General features: G+C 51.0%; 14 protein-coding genes and 1 riboswitch. Of the genes, 9 read left to right on the top strand and 5 right to left on the bottom strand.

Annotated features, from left to right (window positions below; translation table 11 throughout):
- Nucleotides 1-21: 21 nt before the first annotated feature.
- Together HV352_RS16025 and nhaC are read left to right on the top strand one after the other, a co-directional pair.
- A complete protein-coding gene (locus HV352_RS16025; RefSeq protein ID WP_181634879.1) occupies nt 22-1,233 on the top strand; it encodes an aminotransferase class I/II-fold pyridoxal phosphate-dependent enzyme in 1,212 nt (403 codons plus the stop codon).
- A gap of 15 nt (nt 1,234-1,248) precedes the next feature.
- On the top strand, nt 1,249-2,715 hold the full coding sequence (gene nhaC / locus HV352_RS16020) for a Na+/H+ antiporter NhaC (RefSeq protein WP_181634878.1): 1,467 nt from the start codon (nt 1,249-1,251) through the stop codon (nt 2,713-2,715).
- A gap of 64 nt (nt 2,716-2,779) precedes the next feature.
- Here the strand turns inward: nhaC and yvcK are convergent, their stop codons facing one another.
- A complete protein-coding gene (gene yvcK / locus HV352_RS16015; protein WP_016156054.1) occupies nt 2,780-3,688 on the bottom strand; it encodes a uridine diphosphate-N-acetylglucosamine-binding protein YvcK in 909 nt (302 codons plus the stop codon).
- A gap of 392 nt (nt 3,689-4,080) precedes the next feature.
- Nucleotides 4,081-4,226, top strand: a riboswitch (molybdenum cofactor riboswitch).
- Between yvcK and moaA the strand changes: the two genes are divergently transcribed.
- The 6 genes from moaA (at nt 4,214) to HV352_RS15985 (ending at nt 7,661) form a co-directional block, all read left to right on the top strand.
- A complete protein-coding gene (gene moaA / locus HV352_RS16010; protein WP_016152346.1) occupies nt 4,214-5,203 on the top strand; it encodes a GTP 3',8-cyclase MoaA in 990 nt (329 codons plus the stop codon). (Overlaps the previous riboswitch by 13 nt.)
- A 19-nt stretch (nt 5,204-5,222) precedes the next feature.
- Complete coding sequence (moaB, locus tag HV352_RS16005; RefSeq protein ID WP_181634877.1) at nt 5,223-5,735, top strand: molybdenum cofactor biosynthesis protein B; 513 nt, start codon at nt 5,223-5,225, stop codon at nt 5,733-5,735.
- 2 nt (nt 5,736-5,737) lie between these two features.
- Entirely contained in the window at nt 5,738-6,223 is a 486-nt protein-coding gene (moaC, locus tag HV352_RS16000) for a cyclic pyranopterin monophosphate synthase MoaC (RefSeq protein WP_003035188.1), read from the top strand.
- Complete coding sequence (moaD, locus tag HV352_RS15995) at nt 6,216-6,461, top strand: molybdopterin synthase sulfur carrier subunit (protein WP_016152348.1); 246 nt, start codon at nt 6,216-6,218, stop codon at nt 6,459-6,461. Before moaC ends, moaD begins: the two co-directional genes overlap by 8 nt.
- A 1-nt stretch (nt 6,462) precedes the next feature.
- Nucleotides 6,463-6,915 (top strand): molybdopterin synthase catalytic subunit MoaE, encoded by a 453-nt coding sequence (moaE, locus tag HV352_RS15990; protein WP_016152349.1) that lies wholly within the window; start codon nt 6,463-6,465, stop codon nt 6,913-6,915.
- Nucleotides 6,916-6,956: 41 nt separating this feature from the next.
- Complete coding sequence (locus HV352_RS15985) at nt 6,957-7,661, top strand: Bax inhibitor-1/YccA family protein (RefSeq protein ID WP_003831536.1); 705 nt, start codon at nt 6,957-6,959, stop codon at nt 7,659-7,661.
- 39 nt (nt 7,662-7,700) lie between these two features.
- On the opposite strand, the gene HV352_RS15980 is transcribed toward HV352_RS15985, so the two are convergent.
- Genes HV352_RS15980 through HV352_RS15970 form a run of 3 tightly spaced genes read right to left on the bottom strand, consistent with a single transcriptional unit; the run spans nt 7,701 to nt 10,662 of the window.
- Nucleotides 7,701-8,663 carry a YbhN family protein gene (locus HV352_RS15980; RefSeq protein ID WP_016152350.1) on the bottom strand — a complete coding sequence of 321 codons (963 nt, stop codon included), beginning with the start codon at nt 8,661-8,663 and terminating at the stop codon, nt 7,701-7,703.
- Complete coding sequence (gene clsB, locus HV352_RS15975) at nt 8,663-9,904, bottom strand: cardiolipin synthase ClsB (protein ID WP_019076341.1); 1,242 nt, start codon at nt 9,902-9,904, stop codon at nt 8,663-8,665. Before clsB ends, HV352_RS15980 begins: the two co-directional genes overlap by 1 nt.
- A complete protein-coding gene (locus HV352_RS15970; RefSeq protein ID WP_016156057.1) occupies nt 9,901-10,662 on the bottom strand; it encodes an endonuclease/exonuclease/phosphatase family protein in 762 nt (253 codons plus the stop codon). The genes clsB and HV352_RS15970 overlap by 4 nt, the downstream gene beginning before the upstream one ends.
- Nucleotides 10,663-10,793: 131 nt before the next feature.
- Between HV352_RS15970 and HV352_RS15965 the strand changes: the two genes are divergently transcribed.
- Nucleotides 10,794-11,204, top strand: coding sequence for a YbhQ family protein (locus HV352_RS15965; protein WP_016152353.1), 411 nt, complete (start codon nt 10,794-10,796; stop codon nt 11,202-11,204).
- Here HV352_RS15965 and HV352_RS15960 read toward each other — a convergent pair.
- Nucleotides 11,166-12,272 (bottom strand): ABC transporter permease, encoded by a 1,107-nt coding sequence (locus tag HV352_RS15960; protein ID WP_016156058.1) that lies wholly within the window; start codon nt 12,270-12,272, stop codon nt 11,166-11,168. The two genes, HV352_RS15965 and HV352_RS15960, sit on opposite strands and share 39 nt — an antisense overlap.
- Nucleotides 12,273-12,277 lie beyond the last annotated feature (5 nt).

Here is a 12,277-nt window from a genome sequence, read left to right as displayed (position 1 = left end):
ACGAAAATATAAAGGAAAATTATGAAAGAGATAATATGCAATTACGCTGAGAATGATTATGCCGTTCAGGACGCCATGATATGTTCTGGAGTTGGTGAACAACACCAGAAAAATTTTGGTGCAGTCAGCCCTCCGCTAGTAAAAACCAGTCTGTTTGTGCAGCAGAGCTATCAGCAATACTGTGATGATATGCAGCACGAAGCTGAACGTTACATCTATTCCCGGGGGCTTAACCCAACAACGGAACTGTTAGAGCATAAACTGGCAGCGTTGGAGCGTGGCGCGGCCTGCAAAGTTTTTGGCTCGGGCATGGGCGCGATAAGCGCAACATTGTTTGGCCTGCTGAAAAGTGGTGACCATATTATTCTGATGAATAATGTTTATGGTCCAACAGTTGTGCTGGTGAAGCAAATGCAACAACGATTTGGTATTGACTATGACATTGTTCTCAGTGGCGATGTCGAGGATATTCGGCAGAAAATAAAGCCGAATACTCGCATGATATACACGGAATCCCCAGGAACAATGACCATGCGAGTTGTAGATCTGCAGATGATAGCAGGGTTGGCGAAAGAGAATAATATTATTACTGCCATTGATAATACATGGGCTACGCCACTCTTCCAAAAGCCATTGACTCTTGGTTTCGATTTAGTGCTCCACTCTTGTACTAAATATATCGGCGGTCACAGTGATTTAACGGCGGGTGCTGTGGTAGGCGCAAAAGTCTATCTTGATATTATTCGTGATTTTTCACATCAGCTTCTTGGCGCAGTGCTGGCCCCGGATAGTGCATGGCTAGTGATTCGCGGTTTACGAACGTTGCCGCTGCGCATGAGACAACATCAGAATAATACCTATGCAATTCTTACTTTTCTCAATAGCAGAGCAGAGGTTGAGAATATCTGTCACCCCCTTATGGCTGATGCAAAACAACGTGAAATTGTTTCACAACAAATGTTTGGTACTTCTGGTCTCATTAGTTTTGAACTTAAAGATGGCAGTTTTGAAAAAGTTAAAGCCATCATTGATAGTTGTAGAATTTTCAAACCGGGGTGCAGTTGGGGGGGATATGAAAGCCTGATTATTTCTCCAAATCGCGGTTATAACCAGGATGTAATATGCAAAGATGGGATGGCGCCTGGTTTAATTAGGATTTCAATTGGACAAGAATCTCCAGAGATGTTAATCGCGGACTTAGAGAATGCGTTTGATTCTATAAAAACATATTAATAGCGGGAAAATAACATGGTAAGCACAAATAAGCAACCGAGCTTTTATGCAGCATTGATGTTATTAGTGGCTATTTTTCTGGTTTTCTTCATAGGTATTGGGATTTTAAATTATCCAGTTGAATTTATCTTAATTGTTATTACGATTATTACAGGTTTTTTTGCCAGATACTATGGCGCGGGCTGGAAGGAAATTCTCCAGACTTTTATAGAAAAAATAAAAGATGCCGTCCCTGCAATGTTAATTCTACTGTCGATCGGTATGTTGATTGGATGCTGGATGGTTAGTGGTACAATTCCGTTAATGGTCTATTATGGCCTGGAAATTATCAACCCAGCTTACTTATATCTTACAGCTTTTTTAGTGACGGTTTGCATCTCGACATTTACAGGCACTTCATGGGGTTCCGCAGGAACAATTGGTGTGGCGTTGGTTGCCGTTGCTGCGGCGATGAATGTGTCATTGCCGATTACTGCTGGAGCCGTTATCTCCGGTGCCTATTTTGGTGATAAATTATCTCCTTTATCAGATACCACAAACATGGCCGCGTTAGCTGCGGGGGCTGAGCTTTATCAAAGTATTAGAAATATGTTGTATACATCGGTTCCTGCTTTTTTGTTTGGCTGCCTGGGGTTTTATATCGCGGGGTTAGATTTAAATGTGGTAAATTCAATCCAACTAGATACTATCCCGGTCATGAAAAAAGCGCTAAACTCATTATTCTGGCTTAACCCTTTATTAATATTACCGACATTGCTGGTCTTTATTGGTGCGATAAAAAAATGGGATACCATTATTGTCTTGATCGCATCTTCTTTTTTTGCTCTGGCAATATGCGCAATTTTTCAGCCGTTTACCATGATGGACCTCGTTCAAGCATCGATTAATGGCTTTAATACCAATATGATCAGCAATTTTTCAGATGTCGCGATGAATGAATCTACGACTAAAAATATTAATATATTGCTTAATCGTGGCGGTATGTATTCAATGGTTAGCCCAATTGTGGTTATGCTTTGTGCATTTATGTTCGCTTCGGCACTTGATGTTTCTGGTGGCCTTAATGTACTGCTTGGGCGACTGGTTCAGAAATTAAAAACGGTGACCAGTACTCTGTTGGCGACAATGTTCACAAGTTCTTTATTAGTTGCCTGCACTGGCAATGCAGTCATCAGTTTCTTTCTGGTGAAGAATATTTATGATCCTTGTTTTAAAAACAAAAAATTGCATATGGTTAATATGTCCCGATCAATGGAGTCTGGAGCCACGCTACTTGAAGGGCTTTTCCCTTGGACAATATCTGGTATGTTCATGGCGAAGACGCTGGGGGTAGCGACGCTGGATTATGCACCCTGGGTTTTGTTCAATTTAAGTTGCCTGGTTATGGCCGTATTCTTTGCCATTCTTGCCCGGTGGTCTAATTTTGGCACAAGATACGAAGAGCCAATATCCGCCGAGCAGGTACCTGTGCTGAGAGGTTAATGCAGTAAGCTACAAGTACAATCCTCATTACGATGAGGATTGTATGCTAATCACGCACTTGAGATTACCCCAGCGCCTGTACCGCTTTCTCCAGCGCGTAATGCAATAGCTGGCGGTCATGGCGGTAGGGAATGTCGCTGGCTTCCAGCACTTCCTGAATAACAACGCGGTCGGTAACGGTGGATACATCCACTTTCGGGCCTACAACCACCGCATCAATCACTTTCCTGCCAACGTACTGTTCAATGATTGCCAGCTTATCGTTAAGCGTCAGGCTGGCTGCTGGCAGGCTTAATTCACGACCCAGATTGCCGATGTAGACCATCGGGGCAGGTGTGCGACGTAATGCCTGCGCCAATTCGTCGAGCAGCAGGAGCGGCATCAGGCTGGTGTAAAAACTGCCGGGTCCGATCAAAATCAAATCCGCTTCGGCGATAGCTTCAACTGCCTCCCGCGTGGTGGGGACTTTTGGCGACAGCATCAGTTCCTGAGGCGGGATGGTGAGCTGATCGATATTCACTTCGCCATAGACTTCATGTCCCTGATCGTCGATAGCCATCAGATCCACCGGCAGCTCCGACATCGGAATTAAATGCGCGTCAACTTTCAGCAGATTACGAATTAAATTAATGGCTTCCAGAGGCCGCACGCTGAGGTGATCGAGCGCCTTTAACATCAGATTTCCGAGGTTATGCCCGGAAAGCTCACCATTACCGCCAAAACGATACTCAAACATGGCGGATGCAACGCTGGGTTGAGTAATTAACTGGTTCAGACAGTTACGCATGTCTCCCCAGGCAATGCCTCCTTCAGAGCGACGAATACGACCTGTCGACCCGCCGTTATCGGTCGTGGTGACGATCCCCGTCAGGCGTGAACCTAAAGGGGAAAGAGAGGAGAGAACGCGTCCCAGTCCATGCCCTCCGCCGAGAGCGACAACGCGGTCCAGATCTGCCAGCGTGCGAGTGCGCATATATTTTCCTGATATCAATTGATCGGCGCTACAGTAACGTAAATAGTGTGTTTTCAGCAATTATCCAGGCGGAATCTGGCGTAATTTTTTTCTGCGATCTACTCCTTTCTGACGAGATTCACCTGCCGGCAAGATGATGTATATCAATGCAAAACTGTGGTTTTTGCTTATTCTGTAGCGAAATTGCACGATCTTGTCGCTATGTATGTGTTTATACAGCGAAAGTGTACATGGCAAAAGCGTCATTTACACGCTAGTATCGGCATAACCACAATGTACTCTGAATAATTTGAGTTGCAGGAAGGCAGTGAGGGAGAGAATCCCCCGTAAGCGGACATAAGTACGTGACTGGGGTGAACGAATAAAGCCCACGCTTCTGCAATTTGAAGTATGACGAGAATAAACACTCTAGCCTCTGCACCTGGGTCAAATGATACGGTGCTTTGGCCGTGACAATACTTGAATAAGTTTGTCACCAGGGCGTAGGAAGAAATGACTACGTCTCCCGTATTTGGAAAGGTGTACATGGGCTCTCAACTTACCGATGCTTTCGCACGTAAGTTTTACTACTTACGTTTGTCGATTACCGATGTGTGTAACTTTCGTTGCACCTACTGCCTGCCGGATGGCTATAAGCCCGGCGGTGTCACCAATAACGGCTTTTTGACCGTTGATGAAATTCGCCGCGTTACGCGCGCGTTCGCCAGTCTGGGAACGGAAAAAGTGCGTCTGACAGGGGGCGAACCTTCATTGCGTCGCGACTTTACCGACATTATCGCCGCCGTGCGCGAAAACCACGCCATCCGTCAGATTGCGGTGACCACTAATGGTTATCGTCTGGCGCGTGATGCTGCTGCCTGGCGCGATGCCGGACTGACCGCACTTAACGTCAGCGTCGACAGCCTCGATGCCCGTCAGTTTCACGCCATTACCGGGCAGGACAAATTTCAGCAGGTGATGGCAGGCATTGACGCCGCCTTTGATGCGGGTTTTGAAAAAGTGAAAGTCAATACCGTGCTGATGCGCGACGTAAACCATCATCAACTGGACACCTTCCTGGCGTGGGTTCAGCCCCGTCCTATCCAACTACGCTTTATTGAACTGATGGAAACGGGCGAGGGCAGCTCTCTCTTCCGTAAACACCATATCTCAGGCCAGGTCCTGCGTGATGAGCTGTTGCGTCGCGGCTGGATCCACCAGATCCGACAGCGCAGCGACGGCCCGGCTCAGGTTTTCTGTCATCCTGACTATGCTGGTGAAATTGGTCTGATCATGCCTTATGAGAAAGACTTCTGCGCCACCTGCAACCGTCTGCGCGTTTCCTCTGTCGGCAAACTGCATCTGTGTTTATTTGGTGAAGGCGGCGTAAGCCTGCGTGATTTGCTTGAAGATGACGCTCAGCAGTCGGCGCTGGAAGAACGCATTTCAGCCGCGCTGCTGGAGAAAAAGCAGACTCATTTCCTGCATCAGAACAATACCGGTATTACGCAAAACTTATCTTACATTGGCGGCTGATCGCTAAAAGGAGTTTTTCATGAGTCAGGTAAGCGCTGAATTTATCCCGACACGCATTGCTATTCTTACTGTTTCCAACCGTCGCGGCGAAGAAGATGACACCTCCGGCCATTATCTGCGTGACTCGGCGCAAGAGGCGGGTCATCAGATTGTCGACAAGGCGATTGTCAAAGAGAACCGCTACGCCATTCGCGCCCAGGTTTCTGCATGGATTGCCAGTGAGGATGTGCAGGTTGTGTTCATTACAGGCGGCACGGGCTTAACCGAAGGGGACCAGGCGCCAGAAGCGCTGCAACCGCTGTTCGACAGAGAAGTCGAAGGGTTTGGTGAAGTATTCCGTATGCTGTCGTTTGAAGAGATTGGCACCGCGACGCTGCAATCCCGGGCGATTGCTGGAGTGGCCAACAAAACGCTGATTTTCGCCATGCCGGGGTCGACTAAAGCGTGTCGTACCGCATGGGAAAATATCATTGCGCCGCAGCTCGATGCCCGTACGCGTCCGTGTAATTTCCACCCACATTTGAAGAAATAAGTATGTCGCAACTGACTCATATTAACGCCGCTGGCGAAGCGCATATGGTGGATGTCTCCGCCAAAGCGGAAACCGTACGCGAGGCGCGTGCAGAAGCATTCGTGACCATGCGTAGCGAAACGCTGGCGATGATTATCGACGGCAGCCACCATAAGGGCGACGTTTTCGCCACGGCGCGTATTGCCGGTATTCAGGCCGCCAAACGGACCTGGGATCTTATCCCGCTGTGCCATCCGCTGATGTTGAGCAAGGTTGAAGTTAATCTGCACGCCGAGCCGGAACACAACCGCGTACGCATTGAAACGCTGTGTCGCCTGACCGGGAAAACCGGCGTCGAAATGGAAGCGTTAACGGCGGCCTCCGTGGCAGCGTTGACCATCTACGATATGTGCAAAGCGGTGCAAAAGGATATGGTAATTGGTCCGGTGCGTTTGCTGGCTAAAAGCGGCGGCAAATCGGGAGATTTTAAGGTAGATGCGCATGATTAAGGTTCTTTTCTTTGCTCAGGTACGGGAATTGGTGAACACGGATGCGATAGAAGTCGCCGCTGAGTTTGCAACGGTAGAAGCGCTGCGCCGGAGTCTTGCGGCAAAAAGCGATCGCTGGGCGTTGGCGCTGGAAGACGGCAAGCTGCTGGCCGCGGTAAACCAGACGCTGGTCAGTTTTGACCATCCCCTTAATGCGGGTGACGAAGTGGCTTTCTTCCCACCGGTAACCGGAGGCTAAGATGGCTGAAACGCGAATTGTTGTTGGTCATGCGCCGTTCAGCGTCGGGGAAGAGTATCCCTGGCTGGCCGAACGCGATGAAGATGGCGCGGTGGTCACTTTCACCGGTAAAGTCCGCAATCACAATCTCGGCGATAGCGTGCAGGCGTTAACGCTGGAACACTATCCGGGAATGACCGAAAAAGCGCTGGCGGAGATTGTCGACGAAGCGCGTGCGCGCTGGCCGCTGGGACGAGTAACGGTCATTCATCGCATTGGCGAACTGTGGCCGGGTGACGAAATCGTTTTTGTTGGCGTGACCAGTGCGCATCGCAGCAGCGCGTTTGATGCCGGGCAGTTCATTATGGATTATCTGAAAACCCGCGCACCGTTCTGGAAGCGCGAGGCCACGCCAGAAGGTGAGCGCTGGGTTGATGCCCGCGACAGCGATAAGCTAGCAGCAAAACGCTGGTAGAGTACAATTGGTGTAGGCTCATACTGATTCAGGAGATTGTCATGGACCGATTCCCACGATCCGATTCTATTGTACAGGCCCGTTCCGGCCTGCAAACGTATATGGCGCAGGTGTACGGCTGGATGACCTGCGGACTGTTGCTGACGGCGTTTATCGCCTGGTATGCGGCAAATACGCCCGCGGTGATGATGTTTGTCTTCTCCAGCAAAATCACCTTCTTTGGACTGATCATCGCCCAGCTAGCGCTGGTGTTCGTCCTGTCCGGCATGGTGCAAAGGCTCAGCGCGGGAATGGCGACCACGCTGTTTATGCTCTATTCGGCATTAACCGGGCTGACGCTATCAAGCATTTTTATCGTCTATACCTACTCGTCTATCGCCAGCACCTTTGTGGTCACTGGCGGGATGTTCGGGATCATGAGTTTGTACGGCTACACCACCAAACGCGATCTCAGCGGTTTCGGCAATATGCTGTTTATGGCGCTGATCGGTATTGTGCTGGCCTCGCTGGTTAACTTCTGGCTGAAGAGCGAAGCGCTGATGTGGGCGGTGACCTATATTGGGGTGATTGTGTTTGTCGGCCTGACCGCTTATGACACGCAGAAGCTGAAAAACATCGGTGAGCAGATCGACCTGCGTGACAGCTCCAATCTGCGTAAATACGCGATTCTTGGGGCCTTAACGCTGTATCTGGACTTCATCAACCTGTTCCTGATGCTGCTGCGTATCTTCGGCAATCGTCGTTAACTCTCTGTTGCCGGATGGCGTAAGCCGCCATCCGGTGAATCATTTCGCCATCGCCTTCTCGTTTTTTACCCGCAACTTTTTCGCCCGACTCTCCAGCAGCAAATAGCACATCAGCGCCAGCAGCAGCGGAATAAAATAGTACAGCACGCGATACGCGAGCAGGGCGGCAATGATTGTCCCCTGAGAGGTATTCTCTCCTGCCAGCAGCGCCATAAAGACCGCCTCCAGCACACCAATCCCCGCCGGAATATGCACGATAACACCGGCAATACTGCTCACCAGCAGCACGCCCAGCACGAAGAAATAGTTGATATTCTGACCCAGCAACAGCCAGATAATCGCCCCCATTACCATCCAGTTAGTACCGGATATCGCCATTTGAGCGAGGGCAAATTTCCAGGAGGGCAGTACCAGTTTTTGGCCCTTGATGGTGATGTGGCGATGTTTAGCGAAAGCGCAAAACCACAGATAAACAACAATCATCAGCAGCAGCGCAATGCCTAAGAGGCGTAGCGTACCTTCATCGATATACCAGTGCGCGGGCAGTTCAACGACGCCGAAGGTGAAAATAAAACCGCCCAGCAGAATATAGCCCAGCCAGTTGGTGGTAATGCTCAGTGAAAAAATTCGCGTAATTGTGCTCCCCGGTAATCCGAGACGCGAGTAGAGACGATAACGCATCCCAATACCGCCCACCCAAGTGCTTAACGTCAGGTTGAAGGCGTAACAGATAAACGACACCAGCATGACCTGGCGTTTTGCCAGCTTGTGCCCGCAGTAGTAGCGCCCGAGCAAGTCATAGCAGCCGTAAAGTAAATAACTGACGATCACCAGCCCTACGGCGCTGAGCAGGGCGATCCGATTGTAATCGCGGATTACCGTCCACACTTCCTGCCAGTTGACCTTACTGGCATAAACGACCAGCAATACGATGACCGCAATAAAAAATAGCCATGTGAGGATCTTTTTCGCTAAGCGCCAGCGTCGGTGGTTTTTTGGCATCAGGTTTCCCCTCCTGCATCCTCAGTTGGAATACGATCCTGGGTTTCCAGAGTTGGCTGTGCGGGTGGTTCTACCTCGGCCAGATGCGGGGTATGCGCCGGTAGCCAGCCGACCAGCGCCGGGAAGTGGCGTAAAAAGTGGAAGGCCAGCACGCTTTTGGTCAGGTTCCACCAGGTGCGTTTTGGCAGCATTGATTCATCAACTCGCTTGCAGTCCTGCGCAATAATGGGGTTCAGGTTGTCACGCAGGGTCTGGTTAAACGTGCGGTCATGAATAATAAGATTTGCCTCCAGATTGAGCGACAGACTAAGCGGGTCGAGATTGCTGGAACCTACCGTCGCCCAATGATCGTCCATCAGCGCGACTTTACCATGCAGGGGCTTACGCCGGTATTCATAGACATGGACGCCGCCTTTAACCAGATAGTTATACAGCAGGCGGGCACCCACTTTCACAATCGGCATATCCGGTTCACCCTGGACGATGAGTTTTACCCTAACACCGCGTCGCGCAGCTTTTCGTAGGGCATGCAGCAGGCGATAACCCGGAAAGAAATAGGCATTGGCAATGATCACTTCCCGCCGGGCCTGGGTCAGCATTTTCAAATAGTGGCGTTCAATATCATCGCGATGCTCTTCGTTATCGCGCCAGACAAACAGCGCCTGCGCTTCGCCTGGCCGATGATTTTCAATTGCCCGGTGATGACGTCGCCACCAGCGTCGTACGGCGCTCTGTCCCGGTAAGTTATCCAGCACGAATTTCAGGATGTCGGCCACGACTGGACCTTCCACGCGAACGGCGTAATCCTGCTTGGCCTCGGGACCGTAATCAGACATGTGTTCAGCGGAATAATTGATGCCGCCGACAAAGGCAACACGGTCATCAATGACCACAATTTTGCGATGCATACGGCGAAAGAGATTGGTACGCATACCGAACAGACGCGGGCGCGGATCGTAGTAGCGGAAAATAACGCCAGCTACGGTCAACTCTTCGACAAAACTGTCGCTAAGATCCGGCGAACCGTAACCGTCCAGCAGCACCTCTGCTTTGATTCCGCGCTGGGCGGCGCCGAGCAAGGCGGCATGCAGCTGTTTTCCGACCGCATCTTCAAACCAGATAAAGGTCTCAAGGATAATTTTTTGCTGTGCCTGTTCAATGGCGTCAAAGACGGCGGGATAGTATTGATCGCCATTTTCCAGCAGTTGAATTTGATTGCCTTCACGCCAGCCATTTTTCATAAATGAATCTCCGCACTCAGGGGGGCATGATCGGACAAATGTCGCCAGTGACGCAGCGCCAGCGTCGTTGGGGTACTGGCATTCGCGTTTTTCACATAGATCCTGTCCAGACGCAGCAGGGGAAACTGCACCGGAAACGTCCGCGCCGGGCGACCGTGGGCGCGGGTAAAAATCTCGTCAAGGCCGGCCCTGGCTTTCAACGGGTGATTGGCCGTTTGCCGCCAGTCGTTAAAATCTCCGGCGATCACCACGGGCTCCGCGTCGGGCAGGGCATTGACCCAGTCAGCCAGCATAGCGAGCTGGGCCTGACGGTGTGCTTCACGCAAACCGAGATGCACGCACATGACATGGATTGGGTGCGAGAGCATTGGCGGCACGATGCGGCAGTAGAGGACCCCGCGCTTTTCACTCGCGCCGACGGACACATCGCGATTTTCATAATGTTCAATGGGATAACGCGACAGCACCGCGTTACCGTGATGCCCTTGCGGGTACACGGCGTTACGCCCGTAGGCGAAGTCGCTCCACATGGTGTCCGCCAGAAATTCGTAGTGGGTGGTATCCGGCCAGTTCTCAATCTGCAGCGAGTGAGCATCGTGCGCGCCCATAACTTCCTGTAGGCACACAATGTCTGCACCGACCGTTCTGACAGCCTCCCGTAGCTCAGGCAAAATAAAACGCCGGTTGAAGGCGGTGAACCCTTTGTGAGTATTAATGGTGAGCACATTGAATGAAAATTGAACTCCCGATCCGCTCATGAGCCTCCCGTTGGCGTCACTTCCTAAATAAAATAGTGTAGTCGTCGTCACAAAAAGATGCGGTGTTGCGGAATTTTCCGTAAAGTCCGGTACTCTGAATAATTAGTTGAAAATCCTTCAGGAGAAAAGCCATGAGGTGGCAACAACGTGTTCGTGTCGCAACGGGTCTAAGTTGCTGGCAGATTGTGTTGCATTTACTGGTAGTGGCGTTGCTGGTAATGGGCTGGATGAGCGGTACGCTGGTGCGCGTCGGCCTGGGATTATGCGTCGTTTACGGCGTAACGGTTTTATTAATGCTGGCCTTGCAACGTCACCATGAACAGCGCTGGCGCGACGTAGCTGATGTGCTGGAAGAACTGACTACCACGTGGTATTTCGGTGCCGCGATGATCGTACTGTGGTTGCTGTCGCGCGTGCTGCAAAACAACGTCTTGCTGGCCCTGGCGGGGCTGGTGATCCTTGCCGGACCCGCCGTGGTCTCGCTGTTGGCGAAAGACAAAAAGCTACATCACCTTGCGTCTAAACATCGCATACGCCGCTGAGCCGGTCGTGGCCGCTATCACCAACAGCGGCCACAAACTTCCCCACACAATCTGCAGACTCGCATCCTTCAGGTAAATCTGTTTCGTGATGTCCGTAAAATGGCGGATTGGGTTTATCCACGTCAGATTCTGTAGCCAGACCGGCATATTTTCGACCGGCGAGACGTAGCCTGAAAGTAAAATCGCCGGCATCATAAACACAAACACGCCGATAAACGCCTGCTGCTGGGTGGCACACAGTGATGAAATCAGCAGACCAAAGCCGACCAGCGACAGCCCGTAAATCACCATCGTGAAATAGAACAACCCCAGTGAACCGGCAAACGGAATGTGATAAGCCCAGATGCCGATCGCCAGCACAATGGTGGCCTGAAACGTTGCCACAATTAACGCGGGCACCGCTTTACCGATGAATATCTGCCAGGTGGTAAGCGGGGAGACCAGCAGCTGATCCAGCGTGCCTTGCTCGCGCTCGCGGGCAACCGAGAGCGAAGTGACGATCATGACGCCGATGGTGGTGATCATGGCGATCAGCGACGGAACCACAAACCATTTGTAATCCAGATTCGGGTTATACCAGTTACGCACCACCAGCTCGCTGTTGTTCGGTTTCGGCTTGCCGTCCATCAGCTCCTGCTGATACTCCTTAACGATCTGCTGCAGATAATTCGCGGCAATTTGCGCACTGTTAGAGTTACGCCCGTCGAGAATAATCTGCATGGGAGCCTGCTTGAAGGTATCCAGATTACGCGAAAAGTTGGCCGGGAAGCGCACCAGCAACAGGGCTTTTTGCGTGTCGATGGTGGGCTGGATCTCCTGCGGGCTTTTCAGCAGCAGAACGTGCGTAAAGGCGCTGGCGCGAGCGAAGCGCTGGGTTAGTTCCACCGAATGTTTACCGTTGTCTTCGTTATAGATAGCGATAGTGGCGTTGGTGACTTCCAGCGTGGCCGCGAACGGGAACAGAATAACCTGAATCAGCACCGGTAAAATCAGAATGGCTCGCGTCTGCGGTTCACGTAACAGCGATTGCAGCTCTTTACGAATTAATGTCCATAAGCGATGAAACATGCCCG

The organism is Citrobacter sp. RHBSTW-01044, assembly GCF_013781945.1.
Taxonomy (GTDB): Bacteria; Pseudomonadota; Gammaproteobacteria; order Enterobacterales; family Enterobacteriaceae; genus Citrobacter; species Citrobacter braakii.
This window is presented reverse-complemented; position numbering and strand designations above follow the sequence as displayed.

Excerpts from the sequence above, each read along its gene's own strand:
- moaD (WP_016152348.1), top strand. The coding sequence starts at position 6,216 with ATGATTAAGGTTCTTTTCTTTGCTCAGGTACGGGAATTGGTGAACACG.
- HV352_RS16025 (WP_181634879.1), top strand. The coding sequence starts at position 22 with ATGAAAGAGATAATATGCAATTACGCTGAGAATGATTATGCCGTTCAG.
- HV352_RS15960 (WP_016156058.1), bottom strand. The coding sequence starts at position 12,272 with ATGTTTCATCGCTTATGGACATTAATTCGTAAAGAGCTGCAATCGCTG.
- HV352_RS15970 (WP_016156057.1), bottom strand. The coding sequence starts at position 10,662 with ATGAGCGGATCGGGAGTTCAATTTTCATTCAATGTGCTCACCATTAAT.
- HV352_RS15985 (WP_003831536.1), top strand. The coding sequence starts at position 6,957 with ATGGACCGATTCCCACGATCCGATTCTATTGTACAGGCCCGTTCCGGC.
- HV352_RS15980 (WP_016152350.1), bottom strand. The coding sequence starts at position 8,663 with ATGCCAAAAAACCACCGACGCTGGCGCTTAGCGAAAAAGATCCTCACA.
- HV352_RS15965 (WP_016152353.1), top strand. The coding sequence starts at position 10,794 with ATGAGGTGGCAACAACGTGTTCGTGTCGCAACGGGTCTAAGTTGCTGG.
- clsB (WP_019076341.1), bottom strand. The coding sequence starts at position 9,904 with ATGAAAAATGGCTGGCGTGAAGGCAATCAAATTCAACTGCTGGAAAAT.
- moaA (WP_016152346.1), top strand. The coding sequence starts at position 4,214 with ATGGGCTCTCAACTTACCGATGCTTTCGCACGTAAGTTTTACTACTTA.
- nhaC (WP_181634878.1), top strand. The coding sequence starts at position 1,249 with ATGGTAAGCACAAATAAGCAACCGAGCTTTTATGCAGCATTGATGTTA.
- moaC (WP_003035188.1), top strand. The coding sequence starts at position 5,738 with ATGTCGCAACTGACTCATATTAACGCCGCTGGCGAAGCGCATATGGTG.
- moaB (WP_181634877.1), top strand. The coding sequence starts at position 5,223 with ATGAGTCAGGTAAGCGCTGAATTTATCCCGACACGCATTGCTATTCTT.
- yvcK (WP_016156054.1), bottom strand. The coding sequence starts at position 3,688 with ATGCGCACTCGCACGCTGGCAGATCTGGACCGCGTTGTCGCTCTCGGC.
- moaE (WP_016152349.1), top strand. The coding sequence starts at position 6,463 with ATGGCTGAAACGCGAATTGTTGTTGGTCATGCGCCGTTCAGCGTCGGG.